The following is a 12,612-nucleotide window of genomic DNA, read 5'->3' as shown; positions in this document are numbered from 1 at the left end:
TTATTATTTACCAATAAATTATTGATAAATATAGTCTCTTGTAACTGGTGTGGAAGTATAATTTTTAGTAAGCTGAAACTGATATACAACTTGGTCTCCCCATTTAAATGCCATTTCACAACCTGCTAAATAAAATTCCCACATTCTAAAAAAACGCTCATCAAACATGTTAATAATTTTATCTTTATTATTTATACAATTTTGCTTCCAATGCTTTAACGTGTGAGAATAATGCATCCTTAGTACCTCAATATCAGCCACAATTAAGCCAGCTTTTTCAATTGGAGTGATTACTTCACTTAAACTTGGAGTATAGCCACCTGGAAATATATATTTTGTAATCCATGGATGAGGGTCTCTTGGAGGATTTACTGATCCAATAGTATGAATTAATGAAACTCCATCATTTTTAAGAAGTTTTTCAACTTGCGAGAAAAATTTTTTATAAAATTTTCTTCCCACATGTTCAAACATACCAACACTTACAACCCTGTCAAATTTTTCATTAAGTTCCCTGTAATCCATTAATTTAAATGTTAATTGATTTTCTAAATTAAGTTCTTTGGCTTTTTGTTTGCAATATTTTAATTGATTTTCTGATAATGTGATTCCAGTTACTTCACAGTTCGCTGATTTTGCAATATCAATAGCTAAAGAACCCCATCCACATCCAATATCTAATACTTTTTGATTTGGTTTTACATTTAATTTCTTAATTATATGTTGAATTTTATTATTTTGGGCATCTTCTAAAGTATCATTTTCATTTTTGAAATAAGCACATGAGTATTGTCTTTTAGGGTCTAAAAATAAATCATAAAGATCATCTTTGATATCATAGTGATGTGAGACATTCATTTTGGATTTTTTGATAAAATTGAAATTTGTTAGATATCTATATGATCCTCTTAACCTATTAATTAAATAGCTAAAAAAATTTAATTCACCTCTTCCAAAATTCATCAAAGATAAATCTAAAAAATCTGTGAGGCTTCCATTTTCAATTACTATTTCTCCATCTGTGTAAGCTTCTCCAAAATAAAGATCTGGATGAAGTAAAAGTTTATAATGAAGATTTTTATTAAGTATTTTAACTTTTATAGGATTTTCTCTTTCAGGATTTCCAATGATATAATTTTTTGAGTTTGCGTCGACTAAAATAAAACCATCTTTCTTAAAAACACCATTTAAGAACCTTGCTAATTGCATATTAAGCTGCCATTGATGATTTAAACGAAAAATCTAATTTCTCTAAATTATTTAAAAGATCAATTTCTTCCTCTTTATTAAGGATTCTTAGAGGAGGAAGTAAATTTTCATAAATACTATCTTTATTCTTAAAAAAAGTATGCAAACCAGAAATTAAATTATATTTTTCAAATGTGCCTCTTACATCGCAAAGTTTAGAATTTATTTCTTGTTCTTTCCCATTTTTAAAATCATCATATACTTTTCTTGCCATTTGAGATGTTGCGTTGCATGTAGCAGTGATTATTCCTGAACAACCTAACTCAAGTCCCTTCAATAATTTAGTTTCAGAACCTGGCATAACTGAAAAATTATCTAATTTTAAATTTTCAAAAAGATTGTATGAACTATCTTTAACTCCAACTATTTGGTCTGGAAAATTTTTAACAAGCTTTTCTACACACTCAACACTGAATTTATATCCAGAAAGTTTTTCAAAATTATATAAAATAATTTGTGCTTTTGGCACAGATTCTACTATTTTAGAATAAAAATTAAATACGTCCTCATCATTATATTTGTAAAATGCTGGCGGCATAATAAGAAATTTCTCAAAATTTAATGATATTGCAACTCTCATTAAATTTATTGTTTCACCTAAAGAGTTCAATCCAGTTCCAATAATGCATTTTTCTTTATATTTATTAATTGATAATTTATTTAGAAAATTGATTTTTTCTGCAATAGAAATTAATTGGGCTTGCCCAGTACTACCAAATATTGCAGCTCCATGACAACCATTATCAATAGTCAATTCTACATGTGCTATCGTTTTGTCAACATTAAGAGTAAGATCTTCATTTAATAATGACAAAGTAGCAGCATAAACTCCATTTATTTTACTCATATTAAAAATTTATATAAAAATTATAATTAGTAAAGTTTATAAATAAAAATATGAAAATTTTAGCAATTCAAAACAGAATGGGAATTGGTGATAGTATTATGTTTTTACCTTTTGTAGAGGCGATATCTAACAAATTTAATACTCCTGTAAGTTTACTTGTTCAAGAAAGCTCAAAATGCAGGGAGTATTTAAATCAAACAAACTACATTGATGAAATAATCATTCTGAAGAGAAATAATAAAGTTAAAAACTCAGAACATAACAGATTTTTTGGAAGTTTGAGATTAGCTAATGAATTAAGGAAATATAAATTTAATAAAGTTTTCATTTTTAACTCTTCACTTCGATACAATTTAATTGCAAAATTATCTGGTATTAACAAAATTCATCAATTTCCTTTATTTCAAAAAAAAGAACAAAATATGATAAAAGCCTCGAACAAATTAATTTATGATACAATTGGTATCCAAGTAAAAAATAATCCAAATATTCATATTAATGAGTCAAGTGTTTTAGAAGCTGAAAAAAAATATAATTTTTCTAAAAAAGATTTAAATATACTTTTAGGTATAGGTGGGTCAGGACCTACGAAAAGAATTCCAACAAAAACTTTTTTAAAAGTAATGAAAGAAATTTCTAAGCAAAAAAAATGTAAATTTTTTTTAGCAACCGGTAAAAATGACGAAGAACAAAAAATTTTAAATGAAATTAAAAACTCAAATCTTAAAAATTACTGCCATCCTTTAGATAATTTATCTATAAAAGAATGTTTGCCGATTATTAAAAATTGTAATGTATCAATATGTAATGACTCAAGCTTCAGTCATCTTTCTTCAGCGCTTGGAGTAGAAACGATAACTTTAATGGCAGATACCCCCCTAATTTATGGAAATTATAGTTCTAAAATGCACCCTGTATTACCTGATGATGTTAACGAAGTAACTCATGGAACTTTAGGAAAAGATAAAATTAATCCACAAAAAATACTTTATAAATTAAATTCAATAGTATCTTAACTGATATCATTTAGCACTATCTCTTTAGCTTCATTTACTAAAGTAGATAACCTAGAAGTCTCAGGTGAAATATCTGGATGAATTTTTTTTTGTATTTTAATGTAAGCTTTATTTACATCCTCTTTAGTCAAACTTTTTGAAGGATTTAAATTAAGTATACGATACGCTTCTTCAGTAGACATTGTATTTAAATTTGATGCAGTGTTATTAAATGAAAATCTCCCTGAATTTCTTAAAGTTTGTATTAATCTGTACAACGAAATTAACTGAAAAATTGACATACCTTTCAATTTTAAAAGAGCAAGACTCGCGAGAGTAAATGGTAAAGTAAGTAAAAATTTACCTCCGATTGCAAACAAAACTGCAAAGATGATTAAAACTATGAATAAGAATACTCTTAAACCTTTTGATATTTTTTTTGACGCAACTTGAGTAAAAAGTCTTAATAAAAAATATAAACCAACTACAATTAATAATGTATAAATTATAAAATTCATATATTTCCAGTTAAAATGAAAGTACCATATCTAAAAAAAAAACCAGAGCTAAAATCTTGTCACAATATAGAGTGGGAAGATAACTATAGCTGGATCCATCAAGAAAATATTTTGGAAGTCTTGCAAGACAAGACTAAGCTTCTTCCAGAGGTAAAAGAATATTTAGAAGATGAAAATAAATATACTGAGTATCATCTAAAAAATACTAAAAATGCTCAAAAAGTATTATTTGATGAAATTAAAGGTAGAATAAAATTAGATGATGAAAGCTTATCTTTTAAAGATCATTCATATGAGTATTGGACAAAGACTACTGCCAAAGGAAATTACTCTATAAAATTAAGAAAAAAAATTGGTTCATCAGAAATTGAAGAAATTTGGAATGGAGATAAAGAAAAAGAAAAATTAAATGTTGAATATTTCGGTGTTGGAGATTTAGAAGTTAGTAACAATGATGAATATCTTGGGTACTCACTAGATACCAAAGGTTCAGAGTATTATACAATTTATGTAAGAAATATTAAAAATAACAAAATAATTTCAAAAGAAATAAAAGAAACATCAGGAAGTATAATTTTTAGTTTAGATGATAAGTATCTTTTTTATTCAAAGTTAGATGAAAATCATAGAGCTAGAAAAATTTTTAGACATAAAATTGGAGATTTTGAAAGTGAAGATGAATTAATCTTCGATGAAAAAAGTGAAGCTTTCACTGTTAGTATTGGGTTAAGTTCTGATGAGAAATATTATTTCATAAATACTTCAGATCACAATACTTCAGAGCAATATTACTTTCATGTGAATGAAGTAAAACCAAATCCAAAATTAATAATTAAACGCGAAAAGGGAATCCTTTACTCTGTAAATTCATGGAATGGAAAATTTTATAATCATACAAATAAAGATGCAGAGGATTTTAAAATTGATATTTCAGAAACTTTAGAAAATCAGAATTGGGAGACATTTATTCCTGCAAAAAAAGAAGTTTTAATTGGTGGACTTACATTTTTAAATGACTGGATAATTAGATCCGAAACATCAGAAGCCTTGGATAAACTGTTTGTTATTGACGTTTTAACAAACAACGAAGAGGAATTAATTTTTTCTGACGAGAAAGTATGTGTTCCTGGTGTTTCATTAACACAAAGAAATAGAGACACAGATGAGGTTTACGTTTCATACTCTTCACCCAAAACACCTTCAAGAGTTTACAAATACAATTTAAAAACTAAATCTAAAACACTTGTAAAAGAACAAGAAATACCCTCAGGCCATAATACAGATGATTACATAGTTGAGAGAATAGAGTTTAAATCCCATGATGGAAGAATGGTTCCACTTACGATTACAAGACACAAAAATACAAAAATAGACGGAACAGCAAATTTGTTACTATACGGTTACGGATCTTATGGTAGTTCGATGAGTCCAGGTTTTTCCTCAACAAGACTGAGCTTAATAAATAGAGATATTATTTGGGCTACTGCACACATTAGAGGTGGAATGGAAAAAGGAATGAAATGGTGGAAAGAAGGAAAGTTAACTAATAAAAAAAATACGTTTGAAGATTATATTTATGCTGCAAAATATTTGATAGAAAACAACTACACCTCAAAAGGAAAAATAATCGGAATGGGTGGATCTGCTGGTGGTTTATTAATGGGAGCTGTTGTTAATCAGGCTCCTGAATTATTTTTAGGTATAATTATGGCTGTTCCTTTTGTTGATTCATTAACTACAAATCTTGATCATTCTTTACCTCTCACAGTTGGTGAATTTGATGAATTTGGTAATGCTAAAGAAAACAAAGAGCACTTTGATTATATATTTTCATATGCTCCATATAATAATATAAAAAAAATGGATTATCCTCATATGCTAATAACAACTAGTTTAAGTGATAACAGGGTTTTGTTTGATGAACCTGCAAAATTTACAGCTAAACTTAGAGACTATAAAACTGATAATAATTTATTACTTCTCAAAACAGAAATGAATGCAGGTCATGGAGGTAAATCTGGAAGAGACGGAGCAATAGAAGAAATTGCACTCGACTATGCATTTGCATTAAAAATTTCAGAAAAAATTTAATTTTTCAGATATTGAAATCTTTTTAATCATACCTAAATATACAATGTAAGTCGCCTTATGGGACTTGCATAAAATAAACTTGCTTAAAAAAAGGAGGATATTATGACAAGTAAGGATCTATCTATATTTAACTCACTAAGACCTTTTTCAATTGGTTTTGACGACATGTTTGATCAATTTGAAAACATGTTGGGTAACGGAAGTTTGACAATGCAATCAAACTACCCGCCATACAACATCAGAAAAACTGGTAAGGATAATTATGCAATTGAAGTTGCATTGGCTGGTTTTAATAAAAATGATGTTGAGGTTGAGTTTGAAGATAATTTATTAACGGTAAGAACAAAACAAGTTGATAAATCAGAAAAGAGTGATTTTAATGGAGAAATAATTCACAAAGGTATTTCTCAAAGACAATTTGCAAGATCATTCACTATAGCTGATGATGTAAAAGTTAACGGTGCTGAACTTAAAGATGGTCTTTTAACAATATCTTGTGAAAGAATTATCCCAGAACATAAAAAGAAAAAACTTATAGAAATTAAATAAGTTTACCCTTACTTGCGAGGATTTATCCTCGCAGGTAAAACCTAAAAACATCCATTAGAAGCAAATCCAATTACAATTTTATCTGGATCAATTTCAAATCTTCTTTCACATGGAAATCCATACTTCTTAGTGTTGTAGACAAAGATAAAATTACCTTTTTCATTTTCAAAATCTTCATCAGGTCTTCCAAGTTCCATTTGTAGTTTACTAGCTGATTGACCAATAAATTCACTCAACTTTTTATTTTCTTTTTCAATAGCAGCATCTGTTTTTTGCTTAACTGTTTGACAACCAGAAACAAATAAAAAGATAACAAATGTAATAAATAAAATTTTCAAATCTTTCATATAACAACACTATCATTACAAATATGGCATAAATATAAACTTGTGAGTTGAATTTTGTGAATAAAAGTGACTTATTCAAAGTATTATTCAAAAGAATCAAATAATTATCTGAAATTAGGAGGACAAATGCTTGATAATTATTTTAATTATAAAAAACATAAAACAGATTTTAAAACAGAAGTCATAGCGGGAACTACAACGTTCTTGACAATGGCTTATATAATGTTTTTAAATCCATTCATCTTATCGGGAGAATTCGCCGGACCCGAAAAAGGTTTCTTTGATTTCGGTGCAGTATATACAGCTACGATTTTAGCCACAGCTTTAGCATGTTTTATTATGGCTTTTTATGGAAAGACTTGGCCAATAGGACTTGCACCCGGAATGGGTATTAACGCATTCGTTGCATTTGGAGTATGTGCTGGAATGGGATACACGCCTCAAGAAGCACTTGGTGCTGTATTGGTAGCAGGTGTATTATTCTTAATAATATCTTTAACGCCAATAAGAGCATGGCTAATTAACTCAATTCCAAAAAGTTTAAAGTTAGGAATTGGTGCAGGTATTGGATTATTTTTAGCGATTATTGGATTACAAATTATGGAAGTAGTTGTAGATGATCCTGTTACCTTAGTTAAATTAGGTAATCTTGGAGATCCATTAGTTCTTTTAGGATGTGCAACTTTTATAGCAATCATTGTTTTAGAAAAAATGAATGTAAAAGGTAACATCATCATAGGGATATTGGTATTTAGTATCATTGCTTGGGCTACTGGCCTTGCTAAATTTAATGGATTAGCTAGCTCACCTCCTCCAATGACATATCTTTTTGAGTTTGATCTGTCTGCCGCAATGACTGCTGGTATGTCTACAGTAATCTTTACTTTATTGTTTATAGACTTCTTTGATACGGCTGGAACTTTAACTTCTGTTGCAAACGTTGCAGGTAAAGTCGGTAAAGACGGAAAAGTTCAAGATATCAATAAAGCAATGTTATCTGATAGTGTTGGAACAGTTGCAGGTGCAATGATGGGAACTACTACTGTAACAAGTTATGTTGAGTCTGGTGCTGGTGTAAAAGCAGGTGGTAAAACAGGAATGACATCTCTTGTAATAGGTATTTTGTTTTTAGCATGTATCTTTTTTGCTCCTTTAGCAACTAGTTTACCTAAACAAATTGATGGTGCAGCTCTACTTTTTGTGTCTGTTCTTTTTGTAAGAAATATTACAGATATTGAGTGGAACGATATTTCTGAATCTGCTCCTGCAATACTTGCAATGATAGCAATGCCATTGACCTACAGTATTAGTAATGGAATTGCCCTAGCATTTGTTTCTTACGCATTAATTAAAATATTTACTGGAAAGTTTTCAAGCACTTCGCCAGCAATATGGGTAGTTGCAATACTTAGTGTTGTAAGTTTTGCTGTAAGTTAAATAAGATTTTAACAGGGCTAGTTTACTAGCCCTGTTAACTAATTTCTTTTAATTAATTCTTCAATAGATAATTCTTCATAATGTTCGGTTGGCTGAACAATCCAAGGGTCAGAATCTAGTCTTACAGGACAGAAATCTGGTTCGAAAGTTGATGATTTTTTTTTCCACAGACAAGCTGTTTTAACTTCTTGAATATAATTTTTAGTTTGTGGATAATTTTTAAGCCATTCAATACTTTTATTAAGTGTTAAGCCAGTGTCAGAAAGATCATCAATTAACAATACTTTTCTGAAATCTTTATTATTTGCTAAAGAGCTTATTTCTCTTGCAAACATGAGTTCTCCTTGCTTGTCTTCCATACCTTTGCCGGAGTAGCTTTGAATAACAATATAAGCAATTGGGAGCTTTAGAATTCTAGAAAGGATATCCAATATAGGTGCTGCACCCCTCATAATTCCAATTAAAACTGTCGGGCTATAATTTTTGTGAATTTGTATTGCTAATTTTTCAACTATTTTAGTATATTGATCAAATGTGATATTTAATTTATCTGCCATTAAATTTCTTATCATATATAAAAAATTAAGAAAGATTAAAAAATTATGAAAATCTTCGACTGCTTTATGTATTTTGATGAAGAGCAGATATTAGATCTTAGATTAAACATACTCAATGATTTTGTAGACTTTTTTGTAATAGTTGAAAGTACTTATAATCATAAAGGAGAAAGTAGAGAATTATTGTTTAGTTCAACAAAATTTAAAAAGTTTCAAGATAAAATAATTTATTTAATTTATGATCAGATTCCTAGCAACGTTCAGCTCGTAAATGATGATGATGATAAAAAAACCAAAGATAATAAATATATAATGAATGCTCTTTACCGAGAAAATTCTCAAAGAAATTTTATCAATCAAGGTTTAAAAAATGCTAGTAGTGAAGATTTAATTTTAATTTCTGATGTAGATGAAATTCCTAAGTTAAATATTCGATTGTTAAATAATATTAAAAATGAAATTTTGATATTTAAGCAAGATATGTTTTATTATAAATATAATTTACATATACCTAATTTTAAATGGTCTGGAACAAAAGCTGTTAAAAAAAAGCATTTTATATCACCTCAATGGCTACGTAATGTCAAAGATAAGAAATATCCTTTTTATAGATTTGATACATTTTTTTCAAAAAAAAAATATACAAGTATAAAAATAATTAATGATGGTGGTTGGCATTTTTCTAACATGAAAAGTCCTAAATTAATTGAGCATAAATTAAAGTCATATTTACATCACAGAGAATTTGATCTTGTTTCACTTACTGTTGAGGAAATAAATAACTTAATGTTAAAAAAACAGGCTATTTACGATCTTAGAGTGGATAAAAAAGTAAATAAAGTTGGTAATGGGGTTATATTAAAAAATTTTGATATAAATAAATTGCCTAAATACATAACTAATAATTTAAATAAATACAAAGGTTGGCTAGATTAATCTATGAAAGCATATTGGATAGCTGTTTACAAAAAAATTGGAAATATTAATCATTTAAAAAAATATTCTGAGACAGTAACACCAATAATCAAAAAATTTGGTGGCAAACCAATTGTCAGGGGAGGTAAATTTCTGAATCTAGAGGGTGAAGAATATTCTAGAACAGTTATTTGGGAATTTCCTAGTTTCGAGAAAGCAGTAGAATGTCACGATTCAAAAGAATATCAAAATGGATGGAATTTAGCGAAACATACGACATTAAGAAATCTACAAATTGTTGAGGCTTTTAATATTGAATAGGCTCAGGATCTATACTTCTCCAAAGATACCATGTGGCTACAGAACAATATGGGGAAAATCTTTTATGCAATAAGTTTACATAGCTTTCTGGTGGAAGATATTTTTTATTATAATTTTTTGAAATAGCTCTTAGAAGTCCTATATCTTGTACAGGCCATATATTAGGGCGATTATAAGTAAATAATAAAATCATTTCAGCTGACCATCTTCCTATTTGTCTTAGTTTAGATAAATAAATAATTGCTTCTTCGTCAGACATGCCTGGAATAACTTTAGGATTAAATGTTTTGTTTAATACTTGTTCTGCTAAACTTTTTATACCCTTAACTTTTTGTCTGCTTAATCCACAGCTCTTTAATTGAGAGCTTGATAATTTATTCACTGTTTTTGCATTAATTTTGTTATTACATTTTTTTTTAAACTTTAGAAAAACCGAGTTAGCAGCAGCTACACTAATTTGTTGACCAATTATACTTTTACAAAGAGAGAAAAAAACATCACGCCTTGATGTAAGAACAGTTTCTGATGGTGACTTGTATTTTTTAATTAAAGAAGACATAGTTTTATCTTTTTTTGATAAATACTTTTTTGCCTTATTCCAATATAATGGTGTTTTACTCATGCCGTGAAACAGATAATTTTTTTTTTAAATACATTTCTCTTCTAAATATTACAATTGAGGAGATAATTACTAATAAAGCTCCTAATAAAGTTTTAACTGATGGTATTTCGTTCCAAATAAGATACCCAAAAATAATGGCAAAGACTAAAGCTAGATATTTTAATGGAGAAACTAAACTTACCTCTGAATATTTATAAGATTGTGATAACCATAAATTAGCAAGGCCTCCAAGAATTCCAATCATGGACAATAAAAAAAGGTCGATTAAGCTAGGTAGTATCCAGCCCTGATAAAACGAAAGAAAACTTAAAAGCATAATTGAAAATGAAAAGAAAAAACTTATTAACCATGGTGGTTCAGTTGTAGATAATTTTCTAATAGCAATTGCTACATAGGAAAGACCTAAACAAAAAATAATTGGGTAAATATAATACAAATTTAAAGCACTAAATCCTGGCTCTGTAATAAATATTATTCCTAAAAATCCAACTAATACTGCCATCCATCTATATAAACCAACTTTTTCATCTAATAAAAAAATTGAAAAAATTGTAATAAAAATTGGTGCAGCAAATGAAATACTTACAACAGTTGCCAAAGGTAAATTTCTAAGTGCAACAAATATAGAAACTAAAGCTATAAGTCCCGCTAAGCATCTTTTAAAATGAAGCACAGGTCGCGTTGTTTTATAGAAATCAAAATACCGATCTTTAGGGATAAGAAATAAAATTGGGATTATTCCACAAAAGCCTCTAAAAAACAAAACTTGCCCTACTGGATAATCATCAGACCATTTAACAATTAAATCCATTAGCGAGAAAGCGCATACAGATATAAACATATAAAAAAAGCCCAATTGATTTTTTGACAACATATGATTAACTTAGATTAATTAAGGTATTTATCAATGGAAATAGCAATTTTAGGTTTAGGATGTTTTTGGGGACCGGAAATAAAGTTTAGCAAACTTGATGGTATTATAAAAACAGAAGTTGGATATTGTGGAGGTAACTCTGACAAAACAAATTATAAAGAAGTATGCTCTGGTACAACCAATCACGCTGAAGTAGTTAAGTTAGAATTTGATCCAAATAAAATTTCTTACGAAAATATTCTTGAATATTTTTTTAAATTTCATGACCCCACTACATTAAATTCTCAAGGACCTGACTTTGGTACTCAGTATAGAAGTGAAATTTTTTATACAAACGATAATCAAAAAACTATTGCGGAAAAGATGGTAGAAAAAGAAAATATTAAACTATCTGGCAAAGTAGTAACAAAAATTTCATCAACTAAAAACTATTGTGCAGCAGAAGAGTATCACCAAAAGTATCTAGAAAAAAGATAGTATGTCATTGGTTGATACAGATTGGCTAGAGAAAAATCTCGACAAAGTGAAGATAATTGATTGTTCTTGGCATATGCCTGCAGAAAATAGAAATGCTCAAGATGAATTTGATAAAGAGCATATCCCAAATGCTATTTTTTTTGATTTAGACAAAAATTCAAAACAAGACACGGACCTTCCTCATATGCTTCCAAACTTAGTGGCTTGGAATGAAATAATTTCAGACTTAGGAATTTCAAATGATGATCAAATTGTAATTTATGATAATTCAAATGTCATAAGTTCATGCAGAGGTTGGTATAATTTCATTTATTTTGGTCATGATCCAAAATTGGTTAATGTTCTTGATGGTGGTTTTAAAAAATGGAAAAGTGAAAATAAAAAGACATCAAATATTTCAGCTAATTTAAATAAATCTAATTATGAGGGTAATGAATTATCTAAACTTGTAAAAAATAAAGTCCTAATTGATCAAAATATTTCTAAAAAAGAATTCAAAGTAGTAGATGCGCGAAGCAGAGAAAGATTTGAAGGTAAAGCCCCAGATCCAAGAAAAAATGTAAGAAGTGGTTCTATTCCAAATTCGGTATGTTTACCTTTTGTAGAGGTAATAAATGAAAATAAGACTTTTAAAAATAAAGAGGATTTAAATAAATTATTTCAAGAAATATCAAAGAATTTTGAGGAAAATTTAGTTTTTTCGTGTGGATCTGGTGTTACTGCATGTGTTTTAGCGCTTGCATATTCTTTAGTTAATACTAAATATCTCCCAACCATTTATGACGGATCTTGGTCAGAATATGGAAAAATTTAA

General features: G+C 28.5%; 15 protein-coding genes. 8 read left to right on the top strand and 7 right to left on the bottom strand.

From position 1 onward, the window contains the following. Positions 1 to 18: 18 nt before the first annotated feature. Both ACTTBO_RS01960 and ACTTBO_RS01955 read right to left on the bottom strand, forming a co-directional pair. Positions 19 to 1,209 carry a class I SAM-dependent methyltransferase gene (locus tag ACTTBO_RS01960; protein WP_440656048.1) on the bottom strand — a complete coding sequence of 397 codons (1,191 nt, stop codon included), beginning with the start codon at positions 1,207 to 1,209 and terminating at the stop codon, positions 19 to 21. Between the two features lies 1 nt (position 1,210). Continuing rightward, positions 1,211 to 2,095, bottom strand: coding sequence for a dihydrodipicolinate synthase family protein (locus tag ACTTBO_RS01955; protein ID WP_440656046.1), 885 nt, complete (start codon positions 2,093 to 2,095; stop codon positions 1,211 to 1,213). Positions 2,096 to 2,145: 50 nt separating this feature from the next. Between ACTTBO_RS01955 and ACTTBO_RS01950 the strand changes: the two genes are divergently transcribed. Beyond that, complete coding sequence (locus ACTTBO_RS01950; RefSeq protein WP_440656044.1) at positions 2,146 to 3,111, top strand: glycosyltransferase family 9 protein; 966 nt, start codon at positions 2,146 to 2,148, stop codon at positions 3,109 to 3,111. Here ACTTBO_RS01950 and ACTTBO_RS01945 read toward each other — a convergent pair. After that, positions 3,108 to 3,608 carry a J domain-containing protein gene (locus tag ACTTBO_RS01945; protein ID WP_440656042.1) on the bottom strand — a complete coding sequence of 167 codons (501 nt, stop codon included), beginning with the start codon at positions 3,606 to 3,608 and terminating at the stop codon, positions 3,108 to 3,110. The genes ACTTBO_RS01950 and ACTTBO_RS01945 overlap by 4 nt on opposite strands. A 15-nt stretch (positions 3,609 to 3,623) precedes the next feature. Between ACTTBO_RS01945 and ACTTBO_RS01940 the strand changes: the two genes are divergently transcribed. Together ACTTBO_RS01940 and ACTTBO_RS01935 are read left to right on the top strand one after the other, a co-directional pair. Beyond that, entirely contained in the window at positions 3,624 to 5,699 is a 2,076-nt protein-coding gene (locus ACTTBO_RS01940; RefSeq protein WP_440656041.1) for a S9 family peptidase, read from the top strand. 102 nt (positions 5,700 to 5,801) lie between these two features. Then, positions 5,802 to 6,248: an Hsp20 family protein gene (locus tag ACTTBO_RS01935; protein ID WP_440656039.1), complete on the top strand. Its 447-nt coding sequence runs from the start codon at positions 5,802 to 5,804 to the stop codon at positions 6,246 to 6,248. A 41-nt stretch (positions 6,249 to 6,289) separates the two neighbouring features. Here ACTTBO_RS01935 and ACTTBO_RS01930 read toward each other — a convergent pair whose 3' ends face one another. Continuing rightward, positions 6,290 to 6,595: a hypothetical protein gene (locus ACTTBO_RS01930; protein ID WP_440656038.1), complete on the bottom strand. Its 306-nt coding sequence runs from the start codon at positions 6,593 to 6,595 to the stop codon at positions 6,290 to 6,292. Positions 6,596 to 6,721: 126 nt separating this feature from the next. On the opposite strand from ACTTBO_RS01930, the gene ACTTBO_RS01925 reads away from it, so the two are divergent. Next, positions 6,722 to 8,032, top strand: coding sequence for an NCS2 family permease (locus ACTTBO_RS01925; RefSeq protein WP_440656036.1), 1,311 nt, complete (start codon positions 6,722 to 6,724; stop codon positions 8,030 to 8,032). A gap of 38 nt (positions 8,033 to 8,070) precedes the next feature. Here the strand turns inward: ACTTBO_RS01925 and ACTTBO_RS01920 are convergent, their stop codons facing one another. Next, complete coding sequence (locus ACTTBO_RS01920; protein ID WP_440656034.1) at positions 8,071 to 8,604, bottom strand: phosphoribosyltransferase; 534 nt, start codon at positions 8,602 to 8,604, stop codon at positions 8,071 to 8,073. 30 nt (positions 8,605 to 8,634) lie between these two features. Between ACTTBO_RS01920 and ACTTBO_RS01915 the strand changes: the two genes are divergently transcribed. Both ACTTBO_RS01915 and ACTTBO_RS01910 read left to right on the top strand, forming a co-directional pair. Beyond that, positions 8,635 to 9,525: a hypothetical protein gene (locus ACTTBO_RS01915; protein ID WP_440656032.1), complete on the top strand. Its 891-nt coding sequence runs from the start codon at positions 8,635 to 8,637 to the stop codon at positions 9,523 to 9,525. A gap of 3 nt (positions 9,526 to 9,528) precedes the next feature. Next, positions 9,529 to 9,825, top strand: a complete 297-nt coding sequence (locus ACTTBO_RS01910; protein WP_440656030.1) for a DUF1330 domain-containing protein — start codon at positions 9,529 to 9,531, stop codon at positions 9,823 to 9,825. Here the strand turns inward: ACTTBO_RS01910 and ACTTBO_RS01905 are convergent. Then, complete coding sequence (locus ACTTBO_RS01905; protein ID WP_440656028.1) at positions 9,812 to 10,447, bottom strand: DNA-3-methyladenine glycosylase family protein; 636 nt, start codon at positions 10,445 to 10,447, stop codon at positions 9,812 to 9,814. The two genes, ACTTBO_RS01910 and ACTTBO_RS01905, sit on opposite strands and share 14 nt — an antisense overlap. Beyond that, a complete protein-coding gene (locus tag ACTTBO_RS01900; protein ID WP_440656026.1) occupies positions 10,440 to 11,321 on the bottom strand; it encodes a DMT family transporter in 882 nt (293 codons plus the stop codon). Before ACTTBO_RS01900 ends, ACTTBO_RS01905 begins: the two co-directional genes overlap by 8 nt. 33 nt (positions 11,322 to 11,354) lie before the next feature. Between ACTTBO_RS01900 and msrA the strand changes: the two genes are divergently transcribed. Further along, positions 11,355 to 11,798, top strand: coding sequence for a peptide-methionine (S)-S-oxide reductase MsrA (msrA, locus tag ACTTBO_RS01895; RefSeq protein WP_440656025.1), 444 nt, complete (start codon positions 11,355 to 11,357; stop codon positions 11,796 to 11,798). Position 11,799: 1 nt separating this feature from the next. Further along, positions 11,800 to 12,612 (top strand): rhodanese-like domain-containing protein, encoded by an 813-nt coding sequence (locus tag ACTTBO_RS01890; protein WP_440656023.1) that lies wholly within the window; start codon positions 11,800 to 11,802, stop codon positions 12,610 to 12,612.

Origin of the sequence: Candidatus Pelagibacter sp. HIMB1509, from assembly GCF_052047855.1 — a bacterium.
Classification (GTDB): domain Bacteria; phylum Pseudomonadota; class Alphaproteobacteria; order Pelagibacterales; family Pelagibacteraceae; genus Pelagibacter.
This window is presented reverse-complemented; position numbering and strand designations above follow the sequence as displayed.